Source organism: Mesorhizobium sp. B2-3-6 (genome assembly GCF_006442305.1).
Classification (GTDB): domain Bacteria; phylum Pseudomonadota; class Alphaproteobacteria; order Rhizobiales; family Rhizobiaceae; genus Mesorhizobium.
In genome coordinates this window covers 403423-425381 of sequence record NZ_VFVW01000005.1, presented here as the reverse complement: position 1 = coordinate 425381, position 21959 = coordinate 403423, and the positions used below count along the sequence as shown (strand labels likewise).

Below are 21959 nucleotides of genomic sequence, written 5' to 3'. Positions count from 1 at the left end.
CTCCCAGTTTGTTGTTGGTTCCCGGTTTTCTTCCGCCCTCGGTTTGCTAGCCGATGTTGCGAATGAATTGCTTGAGCCTTTCGGATCTGGGCGCGCCGAAGATCTGTTCCGGCGGGCCTTCCTCCTCGACCAGTCCATTGTAGAGATAGACGACATGCGTCGCGACCTCGCGCGCGAACTTCATCTCGTGGGTGACCAGCACCATGGTGCGGCCTTCGCGCGCCAGGTCGCCGATCACTCTCAGCACCTCGCCGACCAGTTCGGGGTCGAGCGCCGACGTCGGTTCGTCGAACAGCATGACGCGCGGATTGATTGCCAATGCGCGAGCGATCGCGGCGCGCTGCTGCTGGCCGCCCGACAGGTAGGCCGGATAGACATCCCGCTTTTCGGCGAGGCCGACGCGGACGAGAAGCTTTTCGGCCTGGGCGATCGCCGCGTCGCGCTTGACGCCCAGCACATGCACGGGAACCTCGATGACGTTCTCGATCAGCGTCATGTGGCTCCACAGATTGAAGTTCTGGAACACCATGCCGAGCTTGGAACGGATGCGTTCGATCTGCTTGCGGTCGGCCGGCACGGTATGGCCGTGGCTGTCGGCCTTCAGCTTGATCTCCTCGCCATTCACGCGAATGATGCCGCTGGTCGGATTCTCCAGGCAGTTGATGCAGCGCAACAGCGTCGATTTGCCTGAGCCCGAACCGCCGATGATGGCGATGACCTCGCCGTCGCCCGCCGACAGCGAGACGCCCTTCAGCACGTGCAGCTCACCGAATTTCTTGTGCAGGTTCTCGACGTGGATGGCTTCGGCGGCGCCATTTTGCGCCTCACCGGATGGGGCTGCGGCAACTCTCGCCGTGCTCAACGGGTGACCTCCGTGTAGTCGATGGCAGCTCGTCGAACGTCTACCCGGCTAATCAACATACGCTGTACTGCCCCGCTCCAGACTTCAGCATGGACCCAACAGCGCGAGCCCGTCAATCCCGCTCATTACGGCACTTGCGGCCTTGTTGTGCAAGTGTATAAATAGCCTTTCATGAAATTTTCTCGATTTTTTTCAGCTAAAAAGGGCACCGATGAGCGCTTTCGGATCACAGTCCATGGCGGCGACGCTGCGGCGCGTGCTGATGCGGTCGGCGGCCAACGCCATGCGCGATGCCGACAGATCTGCCTGGCACTATGGCCCGGGGTTCAATCCGGCGAAAGCTGCCTCGCAGCACGCGGCCCTTGCTGAGTTGGTAGCGGCTTCCGGCGCTGAAATCGAATGGATCGAAGACAAGGCCGACGGACTTTCGGATTCGGTGTTCACGCACGACCCATCGCTGATGACCGGTCGCGGCGCGCTGATCCTGTCCATGGGTAAGCCACTACGCGCCAGGGAGCCCTCGCTGCATGAGGAAACCTACACAAGGCTGGGCATTCCGATCCTCGGCCGCGTCGAGGCTCCTGGTCAGGTCGAAGGCGGTGATTGTGTCTGGGTGGACGCCCGCACGCTGGCGATCGGGCGCGGTGTCCGCTCCAACCAGGAAGGCATCCAGCAGGTTTCCAACCTGCTGACGCCGCTGGGCGTTTCCGTCTACGGCTTTGATCTGCCGCTGTGGCAGGGCGAAGAGGCGTGCCTGCACCTGATGTCGGTGATCAGCCCGTTGGCCGACGACCTCGCGCTGGTTTATTCGCCGCTTTTGCCGGCCCCGTTCTATCAAATGCTGAAGGCACGCGGCATCCGGCTGGTCGAAGGCGATGCCGAGGAGTTCGCTGCTTCCAACGGCCTCAGCCTTAACGTACTGCCGACTAGCCCGCTCAACGTCATTGCCGTTGCAGGCTTTCCCAAGACCAAGGCCGCGATGGAGGCCGCGGGCTGCATGGTTGAAGTCTTCGAGGCGGATGCGCTCTGCATCGCCTGCGAAGGTGGGCCGACATGCCTGACGCGGCCGATCCTGCGCCAATGAATGCGCCATCCCGCCGCAAGTTTCGTCGCGAGGGCGAGGAGCGGCGGCGGCAGGATCTGATCGAGGCGACTCTGGACAGCGTGGCCGAACATGGGCTGCAGGGCGCCACCTTGCGCACCATCGCATTGCGTGCCGGCGTCACCGCGGGGCTGATCCGGCACTATTTCCCCGGCAAGGAAGAACTGCTGCAGGAGGCCTATACGGCACTGGTCGGGCGCATGACCGAGCAGGCGAAAGCAGCATTGGTCATGGAAGATGCCTCGCCGCGGCAACGCCTTGCGGCTTTCGTCACCGCCAACCTCAACGCGCCGATCATCGACGCGCGGGTTTTTTCGCTCTGGGCAACCTTCATCGGCCGCGCCGGTGCGGATCCGACCCTGGCCCGTGCCCACCGCGAAGGCTATCTCGGCTTTCGCAACGAGGTGGAGGCGGTTGTGGCCGAAGTGCTCGCCGCCGAACAGTGCAAGCCGGACGCAAGCCAGTTGCGCCACCATGCCATCGCGATCAACGCGATCATCGACGGACTCTGGATCGAAGGCTGCCTGGCCGGCGAGATGTTCTCGCCCGGCGAATTGGCGGCGATTGGGATCAAGGCTGTCGAAGCCGAGCTCGGCCTCGAGCCGGAAAGGGGAGAACACTAATGACCACCATTGGCGAAGCGTTGATTTCACTGCTCGAGGCGCATGGCGTCGACACCGTGTTCGGTATTCCCGGCGTCCACACGGTCGAGCTTTATCGCGGGTTGGCGCGTTCGAGGATCCGCCATGTCACGCCGCGCCACGAGCAGGGCGCGGGCTTCATGGCCGACGGCTATGCGCGCGCCGGCGGCCGGCCGGGCGTCGCCTTCGTCATCACCGGCCCGGGTCTGACCAACACCATCACCGCCATGGCACAGGCGCGCGCCGATTCGGTGCCGATGCTGGTAATCTCGGGCGTCAACGCCACGCCGACGCTTGGCAAGGGCCTGGGCTTCCTGCACGAGCTGCCGGACCAGCGCGGCATGATGGAAAAGGTGGCGCTGTTTTCGCAACGCATCACCGAGGCCGGCGAACTGCCCGGCGCGCTCGCCCGTGCCTTCGCGCTGTTCTCCTCGTCGCGACCGGGCCCGGTGCATATCGAGATTCCGACCGACGTCATGGTCAAGCCTGCCGATGGGATCGCGGCGGTGCTGAGCAATGCCGCGCCACCGGCTGCCGGGGCGACGGCCATCGCCGCGGCGGCCAGCCTTTGTGCGGCGGCTCGGCACCCGCTCATCCTGGCCGGCGGCGGCGCCAAGCGCGCCGAGGATGCGCTGCGGCGCCTGGCCGAAAGGCTGGGCGCGCCGGTCGTCGAGACGACCAATGCGCGCGGCCTGCTCCACCGCCATCCGCTCTGCGTACCGGCCAGTCCCAGCCTGAAAGCCATCCGCGCGCTGATGGGCGAGGCCGATCTGGTCATTGCCGCCGGCACCGAGTTCGGCCCGACCGATTATGACGGCTATGGCGATGGCGGATTTGTCCTGCCGGCCAATCTGATCCGCATCGACATCGGCGCCGATCAGCTGGCGCGCCGTCCGGCGACGGTGGCCATCCAGGCCGACTGCGCCGAGGCGATCGAAGCCTTGCTTGCCGCGCTCGGCTCGGTCGACGCGGGCAGGCAGGACGGGAAGAACCGCGCCGCGGCGGCGCGAAAGGCGGCTCGCGCCGAACTGACCCCCGTCCATGCGGCGCAGGTCCATGCGGTGGAAGCCATCCGCGACGCCCTGCCGGGCGCGATCATCGTCGGCGACTCCACCCAGCCCGTCTACGCCGCCAACCTCTATTACGATCACGACCGGCCGGGCGGCTGGTTCAACGCCGCCACCGGCTTCGGCGCGCTGGGCTACGGCCCGCCGGCGGCGGTGGGCGCGGCGCTCGCCATGCCCGACGCGCCGATCGTCTGCCTCACCGGCGACGGTGGCTTCCAGTTCACCTTACCCGAGCTCGGCGCGGCGCTCGATGCCGCGGCACCCGTTATCTTCGTCGTCTGGAATAACAGGGGCTATCGCGAGATCGAGACTTCGATGCTCGACGTCGGCGTGGAACCCGTCGGCGTGTCCCCGGCACCGCCGGATTTCTGCAAACTGGCCGAGGCCTATGGCATCGGCGCCGAACGGATCGCCGATACCGGCGCCTTACCACTCGCGCTGAAGCGCGCCCGGGCAACGGGGTTGCCGCGCGTCATCGAAATCACGGTCGAGTGAAGCTTCACGCCGGCGTCGATTTTCCTACCTGCATCGTGGTCATTCGCCGGCTTGGCTTTTGCGCGGCAACAATCGCCGCTGCCCGACACATGCAAAGACGCGACGGCTGCCATGTCGAGATATCAATTGAGTGATCGCACGAAAGGCGCGACGCTTCGCGTCGGCGCGGCGAAACAAGCGACATAATCAAAAAAAGACAGGAGCGGTCCAGGATGACGGAAACACTTCAGGGCAGGCATATCGTTGTGACCGGTGGAACCGGTGCGCTCGGCGGCGCGGTCGTCGGCAAGCTGCTGGGCGAGGGCGCGGTCTGCCATGTGCCGAACGCCCATGCCGCGGCACCTTCGCATTTCCCTTTCACTGCGCACGAGAACGTCAGGCTGGCACACAATGTCGACCTGTCGGACTCCGCCAAGGTCGAAGCCTTCTATGCCCAGGTTCCCGCCTTGTGGGGATCGATCCATCTGGCCGGCGGCTTTGCCATGGCGCCGGTGGAGAAGATCGAATCCGCCTCCTTTGCCGAGATGATGGACACCAATGCCCGCACCGCGTTCCTGTGCAGCCGTGCGGCGGTGCGCTCGATGCTGGCGGCGGGCACCGCCGGCCGCGTCGTCAATGTCACGGCACGCGCCGGGCTTGATCCGCGCCGCGGCTCGGGCATGGTCGCCTATGCCGCCTCCAAAGCAGCGGTCGCGGCGATGACGGTGGCCATGGCGGAAGAGCTGAAGCACCAGGGCATCCTGGTCAATGCGGTGGCCCCCTCGACGCTCGACACGCCGGCCAACCGTGCCGACATGCCGGATGCCGATTTCAGCAAATGGGTCAGCCTCGAAGCGGCGGCCGAGGCCATCGCCTACCTTGCCTCGCCCGCCAACCAGGCGATGAGCGGCACGCTGGTGCCGCTCTACGGTCGCGCATAAGGCGCATAGTTGATTCCGACGATCCTCGGGCTGCGTCCGAGTTTCCGACAAAGAAAAACCCCGCCGGATCGCTCCGGCGGGGTTTTGTTTCGGGCCTGTGCGAAAGGGCGATTAGCTGCCCTGCTTCTTCAGCGCGGCGCCCAGGATGTCGCCCAGCGAAGCGCCGGAGTCGGTCGAGCCGTACTGGGCGACCGCTTCCTTCTCCTCGGCGATTTCCAGCGCCTTGATCGAGACCTGCAGCTTGCGGGTCTTCTTGTCGAAGGCGATGACGCGGGCGTCGACCTTCTGGCCGACGGTGAAGCGCTCGGGGCGCTGCTCGTCGCGGTCGCGGGAAAGGTCGGAGCGCTTGATGAAGGTCTCGATGCCGCTTTCCACCAGCCGCACTTCCAGACCGCCATCCTTGACGCCGATGACCTCACAGGTGACGACGGCGTTCTTGCGCAGTTCGCCCGACGTCGCCGCTTCGCCAACCGTGTCGCGGGCGAGCTGCTTGATGCCGAGCGAGATGCGCTCCTTCTCGATGTCGACGTCGAGCACCTGCGCCTTGACCATGTCGCCGCGATTGTACTCCTCGATCACCTGCTCGCCCGGACGGGTCCAGTCGAGGTCGGAAAGGTGGACCATGCCGTCCACGTCGCCTTCCAGGCCGATGAACAGGCCGAACTCGGTCTTGTTCTTGACCTCGCCCTCGACCTGGCTGCCGACCGGATGGCTGCGCGCGAAAGCCTCCCACGGGTTCTCCAGCGTCTGCTTGAGACCGAGCGAGATGCGGCGCTTGGCCGGATCGACTTCGAGCACCACGACATCGACTTCCTGCGTCGTCGACAGGATCTTTCCGGGGTGCACGTTCTTCTTGGTCCACGACATTTCCGAAACGTGGATGAGGCCTTCGATGCCCGGCTCCAGCTCGACGAACGCGCCGTAGTCGGTGATGTTGGTGACGGTGCCCTTGATCTTCTTGCCGATCGGGAACTTGGTGCCGATCTCCGACCAAGGATCGCTCTCGAGCTGCTTCATGCCGAGCGAGATACGATGCGTTTCCTGGTTGATGCGGATGATCTGCACCTTGACCGTCTGGCCGATGTTGAGGATCTCGGTCGGATGGTTGACGCGGCGCCATGCCATGTCGGTGACATGCAGCAGGCCGTCGATGCCGCCGAGGTCGACGAACGCACCGTAATCGGTGATGTTCTTGACCACGCCTTCGACCACCTGGCCTTCTTCGAGGTTCTGCACGATTTCCGAACGCTGTTCGGCGCGGCTCTCCTCGAGCACGGTGCGGCGCGACACCACGATGTTGCCGCGGCGGCGATCCATCTTGAGGATCTCGAAAGGCTGCGGGTTGTGCATCAGCGGCGACACGTCGCGGATCGGGCGGATGTCGACCTGGCTGCGCGGCAGGAACGCCACGGCGCCGTCGAGGTCGACGGTGAAGCCGCCCTTGACCTGGTTGAAGATGACGCCTTCGACGCGCTCACCCTTGGTGAACTTCTCTTCGAGACGCACCCAGCTCTCTTCGCGGCGAGCCTTCTCGCGCGACAACATGGCTTCGCCAAGCGCGTTCTCGATACGCTCGACATAGACTTCGACCGTGTCGCCGACCTTGAGGGTGGATTCTTTGCCCTTGGCGCCGAATTCCTTCAGCGGCACGCGGCCTTCGACCTTGAGGCCGACGTCGATGATGGCCATGTCCTTTTCGATCGCGGTGATCGTGCCCCGGACAACCTGGCCCTCGCCGGAATGGCCGGCGGTGAATGATTCTTCGAGCATGCTCGCGAAATCATCGCGAGAGGGATTTGCTACAGACATTGTTTCTCCTGGAATGCCCCGCATCTTTTTAGCGGAGCGTGCGCCGTGGGTTAGCGTTGCGTTGGCCTGCCGGCGTTCCGGGCAAAGAGCCCTTGGCCGCTTAAGGCGGCAAGTCCGGCGCATGAAGAATGCTGGCAGGCTGGTTCGTGCCCGATATGGGTATTTCCTTTGCCTCCAGCAACGGAAACTCGAGGGAAAACCCGGATCAGGCCTTGTTTCCCTTGGACAGCACGTCGTCGATGACAGCTCTGGCCGCGAGAAACGCGGCTTCTATAGCCATTTCGCTGGTATCAAGCAAGTGCGCGTCGGGGGCAGGCTTCAAGGGCGAGTCGGCGCGGCCCATGTCACGCTCGTCGCGGCGCCGGATATCGGCGAGGATTTCGGTGAAATCAGCCGTGCCGCCGATGCTCTCGATCTCGGCCAGCCGGCGCCTTGCCCGCACTTCGGCGCTCGCGGTCACATAGAGTTTGATGTCGGCATCGGGGCACACCACGGTGCCGATGTCGCGACCGTCGAGCACGGCGCCCGGGGGGGATTTGGCAAACTCGCGCTGTTTCTCCACCAGGATGCGCCGCACGGTCGGAAACACCGCGACCTTCGAGGCCGCTTCGCCAACAGCATGCGCCGACAAGACGGCCCGGTCGAGCTTCGCCAGGTCAACCTGACGTGCTGCCGTTTCGGCCGCCGAGACATTGTCGAGCGGCAAGCCAAGCCGCAGCAAGGCATGGGCGACGGCACGGTAGGTGAGGCCGGTGTCGAGCAGGTTCAGTCGGTAGTGATCGGCCAGACGCCGGGCGAGGGTGCCCTTGCCGGCTCCGGCCGGACCGTCGATGGCGATGGTGAAGACGTGTGTCATTGGCAGGCCAGCATACCTGAAACCGAACAGCGTAGCGGTCCGGAGAGAGCTTGCGATCCGTCGCGCCCCCCTCTGTCCTGCCGGACATCTCCCCCACAAGGGGGGAGATTGGCAGTTCCGACGCCTCGCTCACTTCTGCAACGCGGGCGATTTGCGAAGGCCGCTGTGACGGCTGATCTCCCCCCTCGTGGGGGAGATGTCCGGCAGGACAGAGGGGGGCGCTGTCCTGCCGGCATTTCAGTTTGGCCCCAACCCATCAACTCTCACCCGATCTCCGCCCCAAGCCCCGTCATCAGGCTCATGAACTCCGGGAAACTTGTCGCGATCATGTTGGCGTCGTCGATGGTCACCGGCTTCTCGGTCGCCAGCCCCATGATCAGGAAGCTCATGGCGATGCGGTGGTCGAGATGCGTCTGCACGGTCGTGTCCGGGCCATTGGGATGGCCGCCGAGCCCCTTGCCGCCGGGCTTTCCGCGCACCGCGAGCGATGCCTCACCCTCTGTGCAGTCGACGCCGTTGAGCTTGAGCCCATTGGCGACCGCCGACAGCCGGTCGGATTCCTTTACCCTGAGTTCCTCCAGCCCCTGCATCAGCGTCTCGCCCTCGGCGAAGCTGGCGGCAACCGCCAGCACCGGATATTCGTCGATCATCGACGGCGCCCGTTCGGCCGGCACGGTGACGCCCTTGAGTTCGGAATAACGCACGCGCAGGTCCGCGACATCCTCACCGCCGGCATTGCGCGGGTTCAAGATCTCGATCTGGCCGCCCATCTCCTGCAAAGTCAAAAGCAGCCCGGTGCGGGTCGGGTTCATCAGCACGTTTTCGATCACGATGTCGGAACCCGGCACGATCAGCGCGGCCACCAGCGGGAAGCCGGCCGAGGATGGGTCGCCCGGCACGGCGATCGTCTGGCCGGTGAGCTTGCCCTGGCCCTCGATGAAGATATGGCGCACGCCGCGCTCGTCGGTCTCGACCGACAAATTGGCGCCAAAGCCTTGCAGCATCTTTTCGGTGTGGTCGCGCGTCATGACAGGCTCGATGACGGTGGTGATGCCCGGCGTGTTGAGGCCGGCGAGAAGCACCGCCGATTTCACCTGCGCGGAGGCCATCGGCACGCGATAGGTGATCGGGGCGGCATGCTTTGGCCCATGCAGCGTGATCGGCATGCGGTCGCCGGGCGTTGCCTTCAGCACCTGCACGCCCATCTGGCGCAGCGGCTCCAGCACGCGGCCCATCGGCCGGCCTGACAAGGAAGCATCGCCGATGAAGGTCGTTTCCATGTCATAGGTGCCGACCAGCCCCATGGTCAGCCGCGAGCCGGTACCGGCATTGCCGAAGTCGAGCGGCCCTTCCGGCTGCAGCAGCGCGCCGTTGCCGGTGCCGCGGATCACCCATTCGTCGCCGCGCTTCTCGATATGCGCGCCCATCGCCTTCATGGCGGCACCGGTGCGCATCACGTCCTCGCCTTCGAGCAGGCCGGTGATGCGGGTCTCGCCGGAGGCGAGCCCGCCGAACATGAAGGAGCGGTGCGAGATCGACTTGTCGCCCGGCACGCGCGCCGTACCGGAAAGCGCTTGACATTTGCGGGCGGTGGCCGGCTTGGAAGCGGCGGCGTGAGACATGGAATTTCCCTGGACGGAATGCCGGCGGGCCGGCGCTTTTCATTTGTTGCGGCGGTCTCGTATCACGGTGGGCCGAAATGGTCATCCCCCATGGTCGTCACTTGACGCTAGGCCTTTCAACGCATGGTTTTGTGACGCCGGCTTTTGGCTTTGACAGCGCTGCAAACAGTGGTTAAGGGGACCACTCTTTTATCGACGAGGCTTGCCGTGGCAAAAACCGAACTTGGCACAAAGCGTATCGACCCTGAAACGGGTCGAAAATTCTACGACCTGAACAAGGACCCGATCGTCTCGCCCTATACCGGCAAGACCTATCCGCGTTCCTATTTCGAGGAAGGCAAGATCGCCGCCCTCGAGGAGGAAGAGGAAGTGGCCGAGAAGGAAGTGGACGCCGAGGACGAGGAGGGCGTAGAAGTCGTCTCGCTCGAAGAGGCTGACGAAGACGTCAAGGGCGACGATCTGCCCGATCTCGGCGACGACGAGGATGATGTCGACCTGGGCGACGACGAGGACGATACGTTCCTCGCCGACGAAGAGGAAGAGGACGACGATGTCGCCGACATGATCGGCGTCGGCGACGACGACGACGAGGTCTGACAAGGCCGGGAACGCAAGCGTTTGCCGGCTTTCGCAGCTTGTGAAGAAAAAGCCGCTGATGAAGGCTTGATATTGACGAAGGGCGGGGTTAGAAGCCGCCTGCACTAACGGCGCGGTCTCCAACCCGCGCCGGATCTCTTCGCCGGAAACGGCGCCGGTTGACTGCCGGAAGTGGGGCCATAGCTCAGTTGGGAGAGCGCTTGAATGGCATTCAAGAGGTCGTCGGTTCGATTCCGATTGGCTCCACCAAACAGTCACTTTTCCAAATTTCGGGGTTGTAGAAACCGGATTCAGCTTCGGAATTGTTGGACATCGCTGCCCGCCGCAGCCTGAAGCGCGCCGCTCAGGCGGTCGACGCGGCGGTTTCGTTCTGGCCGCCCGCTCCACTGATGCTGGGCTGCCTGCCGATTTCGCTGCCGTCGGGCGCGCCGGTGCTTACGCAATATGCGGCCATTGACTAAAACGGTTCCTGTTTGATTCGCTTTGAACGGGACCGTCATGAGCAAAGCCCTCACGTCCTTCGCCCTGGTCGCGGTGCTGACAGCGCTGCTCATGGCCTTGAGCCTGGTGGTGGCCAGGCACGGCTACCCCTACGGTGCGATCGGCGTCAGGCGCCTCGACGGCATTGCCGATGCCGGGATGTTCATACCACTCGCCGCCGTCTATTTCTTCAGCGCGCTGCTGATGATGATCCTGCCGATCAGAGCCGCCAGCATCGTGCTCACCCATGCAGCCGATGCCATCTTCTGGACCGTGATCGTGCTCCTTGCCTCCATCGTAGGCTGTCTCGTCGCCAGATGGGCATTCAGCCAGCGCGACGCCCTATGGGCGCTGCTGAACTGGCGGTTCCTGTTTGCGGCGGCTATCGTCGGTTGCCACTTCGTCATGAACGAGCTTCGCCGCAACGTGCTCTTGCGCAGTCTGTTTTTCGTCGTCTTCGCGGCGGCCACGCTGGCCTGCCTGTTCTGGTCGTTCACGCTCTGAGAGCCGTTTCCATCCACGTCCACAGGTAGGATGCCAGGCCGCGATCGACATGGATGCGCAGCCTGTCCCGGTGGCGGTAGACGATGGCACTGACGCCGGCGAAGGAAAGTGCGGCACTGGCGCTTTCCTTGTTTGGGTCGAGCGTTGATCCGCGCGCGATGAAAGCGTCGATGGCCGAGCCTTTGACCTCGAACACATGAAGTCCAGCGCTGATCGCCGTCACCGCGAAACCTTCCGCGTGCCAACCCGCGGCGATGGCGAGCGGTGTGCTCGACACGACGAGCAGGCGGTCGCGCGCCAGACGCGCCGCATAGCGGTCACCTTGCGCGCTGCCAAAGGCGCCCACGCCGTTGCCGTCCATGCCGGATATCCGCGCCCAGGCGTCGAGATCGCCGCTGACCAGCAATTGGTGAAGGCCGGGGATCGTGCGCGCCTCGAGACCCGGTGCACCGATGGTTGCCGACTGCCAGTCCGGCGCTACCGGCCATTTTTGGGCGAGATCACGCATTGAACCGGTCTCCTGCCGGGTCGAAGGCGCAAGGAGCGGCGATCGTCGCCGTCATCGCCTTGCCGAGATGTTGGATTTCGATCGTTTCGCCGTGGCGGGCCGCACCGCGCTCGATCAGGCCGAGCGCAACCGGCCGGCCAAGCGTAGGGCTCCGGTAGCTCGATGTGACAAAGCCCTGGCTGCGCAGCTTGCCGCCGCTACGCTTGATGCCATGCGCGCCAGTTGGCAGCGGCGCTTCGCCGGACGGGACCGCCAGCCCGACCAGCTGCATGCGGTCGCCGCGCGAAGCCTCTTCGGTGAACAGCGAGCGGCGGCCGACGAATTCGGTCTGGCGCTTTGCCCGCGGGGCCTCGACGCCAAGGTCATGCGGCAGCGTGGTGCCGTCGGTGTCCTTGCCGATCACGATGAAGCCTTTCTCGGCGCGCAGGATCATCAGCGCCTCGAGGCCGATGACAACCGCATCGAACGCCTGCCCGGCGTCGCGCAGGCGCGCCCACAAAGGCTCGGCGCGATCGGCCCGGATGGAGATCTCGTAGCTTCTGTCGCCGGTGAAGCTGACGCGGGTGATGCGCACCTCGTCGCCGTCATAGCTGCCCTGGCCGACCGCCATGTGCGGCAGCTCGCCATCGTCGAGCGAAAGGCCGAGATCAACCGTTTCGAGCAGTTTCCGGGCGTTCGGTCCCGAAACGGTCAGGGTCGCCATTTCCGCGGTGGCGTTGTGGATGTAGACCGCGCCGCGCCCGAACCGGTCCTGGCGCCACTCCTCCAGCCGCGCATGCACGGCGGCCACGTGCGAGGACGAGCACGACACGACGAAGCGATGCTCGTCCAGCCGCAGCAGCACGCCGTCGTCGAAGACCACGCCGTTCTCGGACAACATGAAGCCGTAGCGGCAGCGGCCCGGCTTCAGTGTCGACATCGTGTTGTAATAGACGAAATCGACGAACGCGGCCGCCTTGGGTCCGATCACCTCGATCTTGCCCAGCGTCGAGCCATCGAACAATGCGACGGACTGGCGGGCGCGGCGGGCCTCGTCCTGGATCGAGCGATCCGCATCGCCGCCGCCGCCGTAGTGGGCCGGGCGCAGCCAGCCGCCATACTCCTGGAACACGGCGCCGCTGGCACGATGCACGCTCTCCAGCGGCAGCCGCCGCACCGGCGCCATCAGTTCGCCGCTGCGCGCGCCGGCGAAGCTCGCCAGCGGAACCGGCGTGAACGGCGGACGATAGGTCGTGGTGCCGACTTCCGGCACCGTGCGGCCGGTGATCCCGGCCATCAGCGCCAGGCCCGGCAGGTTGGAGGTCTTGCCCTGGTCGGTCGCCATGCCGAGCGTCGTGTAGCGCTTCAGATGTTCGACCGAGACGAAATTTTCGCGCGCCGCCAGCTCTATGTCCTTCACCGTCACGTCGTTCTGGTAATCGATCCAGATGCGTCCCTTCGAACCCGGCGTTGGCCATGCCGCTACTATCCCGCTGGTCGCCTCCGTTCCGCTGCTGCGCGGCACTGCTGCCTTCGTCGGGCCGAGCGACGCGACGGCTTTCTGCGAACCGGCGAATACCTCCGACAACGAAACCGCGCCGGCGGCAGCTCCGGCCACCGCTATGGCCTCGACCGGGTCGCCCGGCAGGAAGGCCGCGCGCGCCTCGCTCCAGGCGAGCTTGCCCTTGGCCTGGCCGAAGAGATGGATGGTCGGTGTCCAGCCGCCCGACACCAGCACGCAATCGGCATCGAGCCTGGTGCCGTCGTCCAGCATCACACCCTCGACGCGCAGCTTGCCGGCCGCGGCGGTGAGCGCGCGGCCCTTGAGCATCCGCACGTTGGCGGGCGCGGCGGGCATACCGTCGCGCCTGATGTCGACAAGCGTGACGTCGGCGCCAGCCTCGGCGGCCGCCTCCGCCACTTCATAGGCGCTGTCATTGTTTGCGGCGACGACGATATGGCGGCCGGCCAGCACCGCATGGCGCCTGAGATAGCTGAGCGCTGCGTCCGCCGAGAGAATGCCCGGCAGGTCATTGTTGGCGAATGGCAGGGGCCGCTCGATGGCGCCCGTCGCCAGCACGATCCGGCGCGGCCTGACCCGCCACAGCGTGTCCGGCCGGCCGTCGAAATGCCGCTGGTTAAGCCCGACCAGATTATGGTCGTAGATACCGAAAGCGGTGGTCGAAGGCAGGACCAGGTGACCGCCGGCGGAAAGCCCCGCAACCGTCTCCTCGACCCAGATGGCGGCCGGTTTGCCGTCGATCTCGCCAACTCGGTGACCGAGCGATCCGCCGGGCTTTTGCTGGTCGTCGACCAGCATGACGGACCGGCCTGCGCCGGCCGCCAGCCTTGCCGCTGCCAGCCCGGCCGGTCCGGCGCCGATCACCAGCACGTCGCAATGGTGGTTGATCTGGTCGGCCCGGCCGGGCGACGTCCAGTCCTTGTCTACCTGACCCAGTCCCGCCATGGCGCGAATGCGTGGCTCGAACATGTGCCAGTCCGGCCACATGAAGGTCTTGTAGTAGAAGGCGGCCGGAATGAAGCGGGAAAAGCGGTCGAGGAAGGCGTTGCGGTCGGCCAGCGCATTGGGTGTCGCGTTGACGCTTTTGGCGACCAGCCCGTCGCGCGCCGGCTCGGTCGTCGCACGCGTGTTCGGCGTCGTCTGCGGGCCGCTGATATCCACCAGCGCGTTCGGCTCTTCGACGCCCGCGCCCCAGATGCCGCGCGGCCGGTGGTATTTGAAGCTGCGGCCGACGACCGCGACATCGGCGGCCAGCAGCGCGGAGGCGATGGTGTCGCCGGCGAATCCCTGCACGGTGGCGCCGTCGAAGCTGAAGCGGATCGGGCGCGAGCGGTCGATGGCGCTGCCACCCGTGCTAAGGCGCGAGGCGGTCACGCCGCGTGCTCCCCGCCCAGGGCAGCCGAAGACAGCACCTTGTGCGTAACCGTGTCCCGCTCCATGACGAAGAATTCGCCGCAGTTCATATGCACCCATATCTCGCGCGCCGCGCCTTTTGGGTTGGAGCGCAGATAGAGATAGTTGGCCCAATGCTCGATCGGCACCTCGGCGCCATCAGGCCTGACATTGCCGGCATCGCCGCCATAGTGGAATTCGGTCTCGTCGCGCGGGCCGCAGAACGGGCAAGGGAAAAGCTGCATGGCAAACCTCAGTCTTCGTCTTTATGCATGTCGTCGCCCTAAGGCCGCTCGGCGCTTTTGCGCGACATGCATCAATGCGCGATGCCGGAACCAGCCGCTTCGTCGATCAGCCGCCCGCTGGCGAAGCGGTCGAGATCGAAGGGGCGGCTGATGTCGTTGTGCCCGCCCGTTGCCAAAAGGTTCGCCAGAAGCGTGCCGCCGGCGGGGATCGCCTTGAAGCCGCCCGTGCCCCAGCCGCAATTGAGGAACAGATTGGGCAGTGGCGATTGACCGATGATCGGCGAGGAGTCCGGCACGACGTCGACGATCCCGGCCCATTGCCGCATCAGCTTCAGCTGGCCGAAGATCGGGAACATTTCCAACAGCCCCGCGATCACCCCCTCCAGCGTCGGCAGGTTACCGCGCTGGGCATAGGAGGGAGTGCGGTCGAGCCCGCCGCCGATGACGATCTCGCCCTTGTCGGACTGGCTGACATAGACGCCCGTGCCGGGCGACAGTACCACCGTGTCGAGGATCGGCTTGACCGGTTCGGTTACGCAGGCCTGCAGCGCATAGGAATTGATCGGCAGGCGGAAGCCGGCCTTGGCCGCCAGCACCGAGGAATGTCCTGCCACGGCCATGCCGATGCGGTCCGCGCGGATGGCGCCGCGCGTCGTCTGGACGCCGCGGCAGCGGCCGCCCTCGACGATGAAGTCGGTGATTTCGCAGTTCTGGATGATGTCGACGCCGAGTCGGCTCGCGGCCCGTGCATAACCCCAGGCGACCGCGTCGTGGCGCGCGGTGCCGGCCCGGCTTTGCCAGATGCCGCCGAACACGGGAAAGCGCGCATTGGCCGTGAAATTGTAGATCGGCGCCACCCGGCGCACATCCTGGGGCGAAAACAGCTCCGCATCGATGCCGTTGATCTGCATGGCATTGACTGTGCGTGCCCCGATCTCCATTTCGGCGGTCGAGTGGCACAGGCTGACCATGCCGCGCTGCGACAGCATGACGTTGTAGTTGAGGTCCTTCGACAGTCCCTCATAGAGCCGGTGCGCCAGCCCATAGAGCTCGACGCTCTGCGGATAGTAATAGTTGGAGCGCACCACGGTCGTGTTGCGGCCGGTATTGCCGCCGCCGATCCAGCCCTTTTCCAAAACCGCTACTCTGGCGATGCCGTGATTCTTTGCCAGGTAATAGGCCGTCGCCAGCCCGTGACCGCCGCCGCCGATGACGATCGCGTCGTAGGACGGCTTCGGCTCGGGCGAGCGCCAGGCCGGCTCCCAGCCGGTCTGGCCGGCGAGGCCTTCCCTCAAGAGCGACAAAGCGGAATAGCGTCTGGTCATGGCGTGCTTGAAGAGGTTGGTTCAATGACTGAGGCGTAACGTCATTGTACATGTATGTCTAGTTCTTGCCGCGGTGTGAAAGCGGCGGCTGTTGCTAACGGCTGCGCGAAAGCGTTTCCTCGACATAGCGCGAAAAATCCTCGACATCCTGCGCCGTGGGCTCCTGGCCGGTGAAGCTGCGCAGATAGGACGCGACGTGCGGCAGGCGGCTGCTCATCGGTTCGTCGAGCTCGAGCGAGTAGTAGCCGATCTGCATGAAATAGAGCACGCGGGCGCGCACGAAGGCGTCTTCCTCGTCATAGCCGTGGCGCCTGAACATGTCGCGAATGGCGTCGACGCGCTCCTCGTCGGCCTCGTCGAGAGCCCGCCTGATGGCGGGCGATCGCCGGGCCCACGCCCTGATCGCGAAATCCAGCTGCGGATCGAACAGCTTCTCGTCCACCCAGCACTCGAAGATGCTCATCACCCCGCGGATGACGGTCGCGGAAGGCCGCGCGGCGCGTTCGACGATGAACCTTGTATTGGTCTGCCGCCAATAATCCAGCAATTGGTCGAGCAGGTCCTGGCGGCTCTTGAAGTACCAATAGAAACTGGAACGCGACACATCGAGCTTCTGGCCGAGCGTCTGCACACGGACGCTTTCGACGCCGTCCGAAATCAACGTTTCAAGCGCGAGCTTGAGCCAGTCTTCCCGGGTGACCTTGATGTTGCCGGTGGCGCCGGCGCGCTGGGTTGTCGTGTCGGTGGCTTCCATCGGCACGACGCATGACACGCCGCCCGGGGCAAATCAAGACTATGGACACATATGTACAGACCCGTTTCGCGGTGATTGGAACGATGTGTCGCCGAAGCTGTTGGGCCAAGGGCGATGCCCTGCGGGCAGCAGGTCGCGCGGGGCCGCGAACCGAGAGACTTTGTCGCGGCCGTCCGCGCAAAGCGTGCTTTCCCGCAGAGCAATTGTCTGGCAAATACAAATCACACAGATGCCGCCGCGCGGCGAACCAGCAGGAAAGACACGACATGGCACCGCTTCGACAGAACCTCATCGACGGCGAGTGGGTCGGCGATGCCGGCTCCCGCAACATCAACCCGTCCGATACCGGCGACATCGTCGGCGAATACGCTTCCGCAGGTGTCGAACAGGCGGCACAGGCGATCGCCGCGGCCAAAGCGGCCTTTCCCGCCTGGTCGCGCTCGGGTCTGCTGGTCCGTCACGCGGTGCTGAAGAAGACGTCGGACGAGATCCTGGCGCGCAAGGACGAGATCGGCCGCAACCTTGCGCGCGAGGAAGGCAAGACGCTGGCCGAAGGCATTGGCGAGACCATTCGAGCCGCCCAGATCTTCGATTTCTTCGCCGGTGAGACACTGCGCCTCTCGGGCGAAGTCGTGCCTAGCGTGCGGCCGGGCGTCGGTGTCGAGATCACGCGCGAAGCGGTCGGCGTGGTTGGCATCATCACCCCCTGGAACTTCCCGATCGCCATTCCCGCCTGGAAGATCGCTCCGGCGCTTGCCCACGGCAACACCATCGTCTTCAAGCCGGCGGATCTCGTTCCCGAGAGCGCCTGGACCATCGTCGACATACTGCACCGTGCCGGCCTGCCCAAGGGCGTGCTCAACCTCGTCATGGGCAAGGGCTCGGTGGTCGGCCAGGCGATGCTTGACAGCCCGGACATCAACGCCATCACCTTCACCGGCTCGGTTGGCACCGGCAAGCGCGTCGCCGCGGCGAGCGTCGAGCACATGCGCAAGTTCCAGCTCGAAATGGGCGGCAAGAACCCGCTGGTGGTGCTCGATGATGCCGACCTCGCTACGGCTGTCGATTGCGCGATCAACGGCGCTTTCTTCTCGACCGGTCAGCGCTGCACGGCTTCGTCCCGGCTGATCGTGACGAACGGCATTCATGACCGTTTCGTCGAAGCGCTCAAGGAACGGATGGACAAACTGGTCGTCGGCGATGCGCTCGACGCGCAGACCCAGATCGGTCCCGTTGTCGATGCGACGCAGCTCAAGCAGGACGAAGACTATATCGCCATCGGCGTCAGGGAAGGCGCCACGCTCGCCTTCGGCGGCGAGCGGCTCGACCGCAAGACGCCGGGCTTCTTCCTGCGGCCGGCGCTGCTGACCGATGCCACCAACGCCATGCGCAGCTCGCGCGAGGAGATTTTCGGACCTGTCGCCAGCGTCATCCGCGTCAAGGACTACGACGAGGCGCTCGCCGTCGCCAACGATACGCCGTTCGGGCTGACGTCCGGCATCTGCACGTCCAGCCTCAAGCACGCCACGCATTTCAAGCGCAATTCGGAGGCCGGCATGGTGATGGTCAACCTGCCGACGGCGGGTGTCGATTTCCATGTTCCCTTCGGTGGCCGCAAGGGCTCGAGCTACGGTCCGCGCGAACAGGGCCGTTATGCCATGGAATTCTACACCACCGTGAAGACCGCCTACACATTCGCAGGCTGATCGGGGCGCAGGCTGATCGGGGCACCGGCTGACCGGGCCGGCGAAGCCTTCGCATGCACCAAGAGACGAGGCGATGACAGTTCAAGACAAGGATCTGACCTGGCTCAATCCGCCGCCGCATCATTCCATCGACGGCGATGCGGTTCATGTGCGCACCGGCAAGGAGACGGACTTCTGGCGCGAGACCTTTTACGGTTTCTGGCGCGACAACGGCCATTTCCTCTACAAGCGCGTAGAGGGCGATTTCACTGCGGAAGTCACCGTCAACGGACGCTATGAGGTGCTCTACGACCAGGCGGGGCTGATGCTCCGCCTCAGCGAAACGCATTGGATCAAGGCCGGCATCGAATATACCGACGGCGTGGTGTACTTCTCGGTTGTCGTCACCAACGATGCCTCGGACTGGTCGTTGGCCACCATTCCGGCCGGTCCGGATGGCGTCGCGATCCGGTTGACCCGCCATGCCGAGACCATCCGCGTCCAGTACCTGGATGTCTCCGACGGTCATTGGAAGCCGGTGCGGCTCGCCTACTTCCCGGTCTCGAAGGCGGTCGATGTCGGCATGATGTGCTGTTCGCCGCAGCGCGAAGGCTTCGAGGTCACCTTCACCGGCTTTTCGGTCGGCCCGCCGATTTCGCGGGACCTGCACGGCTGAAGCCCGCGCCAACGCCGACGGGACACAAGTGTCATCGCCTGGACCACGCCAGCCAGCGTGCCGCCAGATGCCTCCACAAAGGGGTGAACCGCGTTCGCCGGTAAGCGTCGCCGGCCATTTTGATGCCTTGCGCCTGTGTCGGGAAGGGATGGATGACGTCGGCCAGCGCGTGCAATCCCATGCCCGACCTGATGGCGAGCGACACCCCGTTGATCATCTCGCCGGCATGGGCGGCGACCACGGTCGCACCGAGGATGCGGTCTGATCCTTCCGTGACATGGATTTTGACGAAACCCTCTTCCTCGCCGTCCATCACCGCGCGGGCGACATCGTGCATCAGCACCGTATAGGTCTTGACCGGAATGCCGTCGCGGCGCGCCTCCACCGGATAGAGGCCGACATGGGCGATTTCCGGATCGGTGTAGGTGCACCACGGAACCACCAATTCGCTCAGCCTCTTGCGCCCGAGAAACAGGGCGTTCTGCACGACCATGCGGGCTGTTGCTTCAGCGGTATGCGTGAATTTGTAGTCGAGGCAGACATCGCCCGCCGCATAGATGCGCGGGTTTGAGGTCCTGAGATAGTCGTCCACCTTGATGCCTTTGGCATCGTGGGCAACCCCCGCCTCGTCGAGGCCAAGACCGTCGACATTGGGCGAGCGGCCTATGCCGGTGATGATCTCGTCGACGGAAATGGTCGTCGTGTCGCCGTCCCGCACCAGGTCGGCGAGCTTCTTGTCGCCGTCCCTGCGCACCGCCACCACTTCGGTGTTCAGTCGGACCTCGACCCCCTCGCGCGCCAGCGCTTCCGAAAGGATCTGCGCGGCGTCGCGTTCCTCGCCGGGCAGGAACATCGGATCGCTCTGCGCCAGGATGACCTTCGCGCCGAGCAGGCAGAAGGCCTGCGCTGTCTCGCAGCCAAGCGGCCCGCCGCCGATGACCAGCAGCCGCTTCGGGCAGTCGACAAGGTCGAACATCGTCTCATTGCTGAGATAGCCGGCCTCGACCAGGCCGGGAATGGATGGAAACTCCGGCCTCGCGCCTGTCGCGATCAGCGCCTTGCGGAAGCGCAGCGTCGTTCCCGCGACGGTCACGCGATCGCTTCCGTCGAACCGGGCTTCGCCGAAATGAACGTCGATGCCCAGCGCAGCAAGCGCCTCTGCGCTGTCGGCATGGCTGATCCGTTGCCGGATGCGCCGCATCCTGGTCATCGCGCGCTGGAAATCGACGCGAAGATGGTCCGGCGCATCGGCTCCGAAATTCTCGGCATCGCGCATGTCGGCATAGAGCCTGGATGTGCGGATGATCGACTTGGACGGGATGCAGCCGGTGTTGATGCAGGTGCCGCCGATCAACCCGCGTTCGATCAGCGCCACTTTCGCGCCGAGGCTTGCCGCTTCGCTCGCCGCCGTCAGGCCGGCCGGCCCGGCGCCGACGACGACGAGATTGTATGCTCCGGTGGGCGGCGGGTTTCGCCAATGCGGCGGATGGGCGCCCCTGACCAACTCGACATCATTGTGGTCGGCCGGAAAACCGGCAGCTTTCGTCCTTTCAAGCGACATCGCGGCCATCCGGGCTTGCCGACTGCGACAGCCATCCGCCTGTGAACCCCGCCTTGTTCAGGCCGCGGCGGATGTACTGGTTGGAACGCATCAGCTCCCACACCAGGCGCGAGCGGTGGTTCTCGATCATCATCACCACGATGCCTTGGTCGAGGCCGAAATGGCCTTCCGACACCCAGCCGTAGCGGCCAAATTTTCGCCGGTTGGCCAGCGTCGGGTTGAAGCCGCTCGGCAGCCGGAAATTGTCGATCACCTGGGGGTAGCGATCCGCGAGATGGCGCAGCGCCGCCATGCAGATATCAGGCGCAAAAGGCAGCGACGCCGGATAGGACCACGGCGCGATCGTGCCGTCGTCCGGCCCGAAGGGCGCACCGCGCGCGACGTAGCCGGAAAACCGGCGCCGCCGCCGTTGTATGCTGCTGCGAAAGCCGCCCGGTCCGTCCCCGGCCGAAAGCCCCCAGAGGTTCTCTCCGTAGCCGTCATAGCCATACGGATTGTGCCGAGCATAGTCGCGGTGCAGGTAGGTCGAGCGGCGGCTGTTTTCGAAATAGTCCGAATTCTTCTCGCGCATGAAAGCGTCGCGGATGCCGGCGAAATCGATCCAGGCATGAGAGAACTGGTGCATGAACAACGGACCGCCATAAAGCACGTCGTAGCCGTAGATGTTTTCCCACTGATAGGTCGCCGTCCAGCCCGCGTAGCTGTCGTCGGACGTCGGGCTGTCGGGCGAGGCCATCGACAGGACATAGAGGATCGTCGCCTCATTGTAGCCTTCCCAGCCATAGTGGAGAAAGCCGCTCTTCGGTTTCCAGCCCTGTCGCAACGTCGGACTGCTGCCTTGCGCCCATCGCCAGTCGACGCGCCGGTAGAGCGCCTCGGCCAGCCGGCGGATTTCGGCTTCCTCGTCATCGTCGCCCCGGAAATAGGCGCCTGCCACGAGAATGCCGGCCATCAGCAATGCCGTATCCACCATCGACAGTTCGCAGCGCCACACCCGAAGTCCGGTGCGAATGTCGAGGAAATGATAGTAAAAACCCTTGTGGCCGGTGACGTCAGCGCCACTGCCTTGCGTGCTGGTCCAGAAGAAACGCAGCGCGGCGAGCGTCAGCTCCACCGCTGCTTCCCGCGCCATCCAGCCGCGCTCGACCCCGATCGGATAGCAAGAGAGCGCAAAGCCTACGACCGCGATGCTGGCCGGTGAATTCGGCCGCGACGTGTCGGCGACCAGCCCGTTTTCGGGGTTCACGTTTTCCAGAAAATAGCCGAAGGCCGCGCGCTGGAAACGATCCAGAAGGTCGTCGTCCGACAGGATGGCAGGCTCGACCTTAAGCAAATGCGGCAAGCTCCGGTCCGGTCG

Annotated in this window: 20 protein-coding genes and 1 tRNA gene; 10 read left to right on the top strand and 11 right to left on the bottom strand. The window is 64.9% G+C overall.

Going from position 1 to position 21959, the window contains the following annotated elements; all coding sequences use genetic code 11:
• Positions 1-46: 46 nt before the first annotated feature.
• Positions 47-862, bottom strand: coding sequence for an ABC transporter ATP-binding protein (locus FJ953_RS17975; RefSeq protein WP_140624912.1), 816 nt, complete (start codon positions 860-862; stop codon positions 47-49).
• Between the two features lie 211 nt (positions 863-1073).
• Between FJ953_RS17975 and FJ953_RS17970 the strand changes: the two genes are divergently transcribed.
• The 4 genes from FJ953_RS17970 to FJ953_RS17955 all read left to right on the top strand — a co-directional run bounded on the left by FJ953_RS17970 (position 1074) and on the right by FJ953_RS17955 (position 5087).
• Positions 1074-1946: a dimethylarginine dimethylaminohydrolase family protein gene (locus FJ953_RS17970; protein ID WP_140559773.1), complete on the top strand. Its 873-nt coding sequence runs from the start codon at positions 1074-1076 to the stop codon at positions 1944-1946.
• Positions 1916-2587: a TetR family transcriptional regulator C-terminal domain-containing protein gene (locus tag FJ953_RS17965; protein WP_140497252.1), complete on the top strand. Its 672-nt coding sequence runs from the start codon at positions 1916-1918 to the stop codon at positions 2585-2587. The genes FJ953_RS17970 and FJ953_RS17965 overlap by 31 nt, the downstream gene beginning before the upstream one ends.
• Positions 2587-4167 carry a 5-guanidino-2-oxopentanoate decarboxylase gene (locus FJ953_RS17960; RefSeq protein WP_140556907.1) on the top strand — a complete coding sequence of 527 codons (1581 nt, stop codon included), beginning with the start codon at positions 2587-2589 and terminating at the stop codon, positions 4165-4167. The genes FJ953_RS17965 and FJ953_RS17960 overlap by 1 nt, the downstream gene beginning before the upstream one ends.
• 212 nt (positions 4168-4379) lie before the next feature.
• On the top strand, positions 4380-5087 hold the full coding sequence (locus FJ953_RS17955; protein WP_140624911.1) for an SDR family NAD(P)-dependent oxidoreductase: 708 nt from the start codon (positions 4380-4382) through the stop codon (positions 5085-5087).
• A 111-nt stretch (positions 5088-5198) separates the two neighbouring features.
• Here FJ953_RS17955 and rpsA read toward each other — a convergent pair whose 3' ends face one another.
• The 3 genes from rpsA to aroA all read right to left on the bottom strand — a co-directional run bounded on the left by rpsA (position 5199) and on the right by aroA (position 9374).
• Positions 5199-6896, bottom strand: coding sequence for a 30S ribosomal protein S1 (gene rpsA, locus FJ953_RS17950; protein ID WP_140497246.1), 1698 nt, complete (start codon positions 6894-6896; stop codon positions 5199-5201).
• A gap of 205 nt (positions 6897-7101) precedes the next feature.
• On the bottom strand, positions 7102-7752 hold the full coding sequence (gene cmk, locus FJ953_RS17945; protein ID WP_140497244.1) for a (d)CMP kinase: 651 nt from the start codon (positions 7750-7752) through the stop codon (positions 7102-7104).
• Between the two features lie 263 nt (positions 7753-8015).
• Positions 8016-9374: a 3-phosphoshikimate 1-carboxyvinyltransferase gene (aroA, locus tag FJ953_RS17935; protein ID WP_140624910.1), complete on the bottom strand. Its 1359-nt coding sequence runs from the start codon at positions 9372-9374 to the stop codon at positions 8016-8018.
• A 207-nt stretch (positions 9375-9581) separates the two neighbouring features.
• Between aroA and FJ953_RS17930 the strand changes: the two genes are divergently transcribed.
• The 4 genes from FJ953_RS17930 to FJ953_RS17920 all read left to right on the top strand — a co-directional run bounded on the left by FJ953_RS17930 (position 9582) and on the right by FJ953_RS17920 (position 10955).
• On the top strand, positions 9582-9971 hold the full coding sequence (locus FJ953_RS17930; protein WP_140497238.1) for a TIGR02300 family protein: 390 nt from the start codon (positions 9582-9584) through the stop codon (positions 9969-9971).
• A gap of 173 nt (positions 9972-10144) precedes the next feature.
• A tRNA-Ala gene (locus FJ953_RS17925) sits at positions 10145-10220 on the top strand.
• Positions 10221-10276: 56 nt separating this feature from the next.
• On the top strand, positions 10277-10432 hold the full coding sequence (locus FJ953_RS30530; RefSeq protein WP_181168359.1) for a hypothetical protein: 156 nt from the start codon (positions 10277-10279) through the stop codon (positions 10430-10432).
• Between the two features lie 37 nt (positions 10433-10469).
• Positions 10470-10955: a hypothetical protein gene (locus FJ953_RS17920; protein WP_140523500.1), complete on the top strand. Its 486-nt coding sequence runs from the start codon at positions 10470-10472 to the stop codon at positions 10953-10955.
• Here FJ953_RS17920 and FJ953_RS17915 read toward each other — a convergent pair.
• The 5 genes from FJ953_RS17915 to FJ953_RS17895 form a co-directional block, all read right to left on the bottom strand.
• A complete protein-coding gene (locus tag FJ953_RS17915) occupies positions 10945-11463 on the bottom strand; it encodes a hypothetical protein (protein ID WP_140523503.1) in 519 nt (172 codons plus the stop codon). The two genes, FJ953_RS17920 and FJ953_RS17915, sit on opposite strands and share 11 nt — an antisense overlap.
• Positions 11456-14338: a sarcosine oxidase subunit alpha family protein gene (locus FJ953_RS17910; protein WP_140624909.1), complete on the bottom strand. Its 2883-nt coding sequence runs from the start codon at positions 14336-14338 to the stop codon at positions 11456-11458. Before FJ953_RS17910 ends, FJ953_RS17915 begins: the two co-directional genes overlap by 8 nt.
• Positions 14335-14601, bottom strand: coding sequence for a sarcosine oxidase subunit delta (locus FJ953_RS17905; protein ID WP_140512890.1), 267 nt, complete (start codon positions 14599-14601; stop codon positions 14335-14337). The genes FJ953_RS17910 and FJ953_RS17905 overlap by 4 nt, the downstream gene beginning before the upstream one ends.
• A gap of 71 nt (positions 14602-14672) precedes the next feature.
• Positions 14673-15926 (bottom strand): sarcosine oxidase subunit beta family protein, encoded by a 1254-nt coding sequence (locus tag FJ953_RS17900; protein ID WP_140624908.1) that lies wholly within the window; start codon positions 15924-15926, stop codon positions 14673-14675.
• Positions 15927-16020: 94 nt separating this feature from the next.
• Positions 16021-16680 (bottom strand): TetR/AcrR family transcriptional regulator, encoded by a 660-nt coding sequence (locus tag FJ953_RS17895; RefSeq protein WP_181165292.1) that lies wholly within the window; start codon positions 16678-16680, stop codon positions 16021-16023.
• Positions 16681-16946: 266 nt separating this feature from the next.
• Here FJ953_RS17895 and FJ953_RS17890 point away from each other — a divergent pair, with 266 nt between their 5' ends.
• Positions 16947-18386 (top strand): aldehyde dehydrogenase family protein, encoded by a 1440-nt coding sequence (locus FJ953_RS17890; RefSeq protein ID WP_140512893.1) that lies wholly within the window; start codon positions 16947-16949, stop codon positions 18384-18386.
• 73 nt (positions 18387-18459) lie between these two features.
• On the top strand, positions 18460-19041 hold the full coding sequence (locus FJ953_RS17885) for a DUF1349 domain-containing protein (protein ID WP_140497223.1): 582 nt from the start codon (positions 18460-18462) through the stop codon (positions 19039-19041).
• A gap of 31 nt (positions 19042-19072) precedes the next feature.
• Here FJ953_RS17885 and FJ953_RS17880 read toward each other — a convergent pair whose 3' ends face one another.
• Together FJ953_RS17880 and FJ953_RS17875 are read right to left on the bottom strand one after the other, a co-directional pair.
• Positions 19073-20602, bottom strand: a complete 1530-nt coding sequence (locus FJ953_RS17880; RefSeq protein ID WP_140624907.1) for a mercuric reductase — start codon at positions 20600-20602, stop codon at positions 19073-19075.
• Positions 20592-21935 carry a glucoamylase family protein gene (locus FJ953_RS17875; RefSeq protein WP_140497308.1) on the bottom strand — a complete coding sequence of 448 codons (1344 nt, stop codon included), beginning with the start codon at positions 21933-21935 and terminating at the stop codon, positions 20592-20594. The genes FJ953_RS17880 and FJ953_RS17875 overlap by 11 nt, the downstream gene beginning before the upstream one ends.
• Positions 21936-21959: the final 24 nt, after the last annotated feature.

What these genes read in the sequence shown, in the direction of transcription:
- FJ953_RS17970 (WP_140559773.1), top strand. Translation starts at nt 1,074, where the DNA reads ATGAGCGCTTTCGGATCACAGTCCATGGCGGCGACGCTGCGGCGCGTG.
- FJ953_RS17965 (WP_140497252.1), top strand. Translation starts at nt 1,916, where the DNA reads ATGCCTGACGCGGCCGATCCTGCGCCAATGAATGCGCCATCCCGCCGC.
- FJ953_RS17960 (WP_140556907.1), top strand. Translation starts at nt 2,587, where the DNA reads ATGACCACCATTGGCGAAGCGTTGATTTCACTGCTCGAGGCGCATGGC.
- FJ953_RS17955 (WP_140624911.1), top strand. Translation starts at nt 4,380, where the DNA reads ATGACGGAAACACTTCAGGGCAGGCATATCGTTGTGACCGGTGGAACC.
- rpsA (WP_140497246.1), bottom strand. Translation starts at nt 6,896, where the DNA reads ATGTCTGTAGCAAATCCCTCTCGCGATGATTTCGCGAGCATGCTCGAA.
- cmk (WP_140497244.1), bottom strand. Translation starts at nt 7,752, where the DNA reads ATGACACACGTCTTCACCATCGCCATCGACGGTCCGGCCGGAGCCGGC.
- aroA (WP_140624910.1), bottom strand. Translation starts at nt 9,374, where the DNA reads ATGTCTCACGCCGCCGCTTCCAAGCCGGCCACCGCCCGCAAATGTCAA.
- FJ953_RS17920 (WP_140523500.1), top strand. Translation starts at nt 10,470, where the DNA reads ATGAGCAAAGCCCTCACGTCCTTCGCCCTGGTCGCGGTGCTGACAGCG.
- FJ953_RS17915 (WP_140523503.1), bottom strand. Translation starts at nt 11,463, where the DNA reads ATGCGTGATCTCGCCCAAAAATGGCCGGTAGCGCCGGACTGGCAGTCG.
- FJ953_RS17905 (WP_140512890.1), bottom strand. Translation starts at nt 14,601, where the DNA reads ATGCAGCTTTTCCCTTGCCCGTTCTGCGGCCCGCGCGACGAGACCGAA.
- FJ953_RS17900 (WP_140624908.1), bottom strand. Translation starts at nt 15,926, where the DNA reads ATGACCAGACGCTATTCCGCTTTGTCGCTCTTGAGGGAAGGCCTCGCC.
- FJ953_RS17895 (WP_181165292.1), bottom strand. Translation starts at nt 16,680, where the DNA reads ATGGAAGCCACCGACACGACAACCCAGCGCGCCGGCGCCACCGGCAAC.
- FJ953_RS17890 (WP_140512893.1), top strand. Translation starts at nt 16,947, where the DNA reads ATGGCACCGCTTCGACAGAACCTCATCGACGGCGAGTGGGTCGGCGAT.
- FJ953_RS17885 (WP_140497223.1), top strand. Translation starts at nt 18,460, where the DNA reads ATGACAGTTCAAGACAAGGATCTGACCTGGCTCAATCCGCCGCCGCAT.
- FJ953_RS17880 (WP_140624907.1), bottom strand. Translation starts at nt 20,602, where the DNA reads ATGTCGCTTGAAAGGACGAAAGCTGCCGGTTTTCCGGCCGACCACAAT.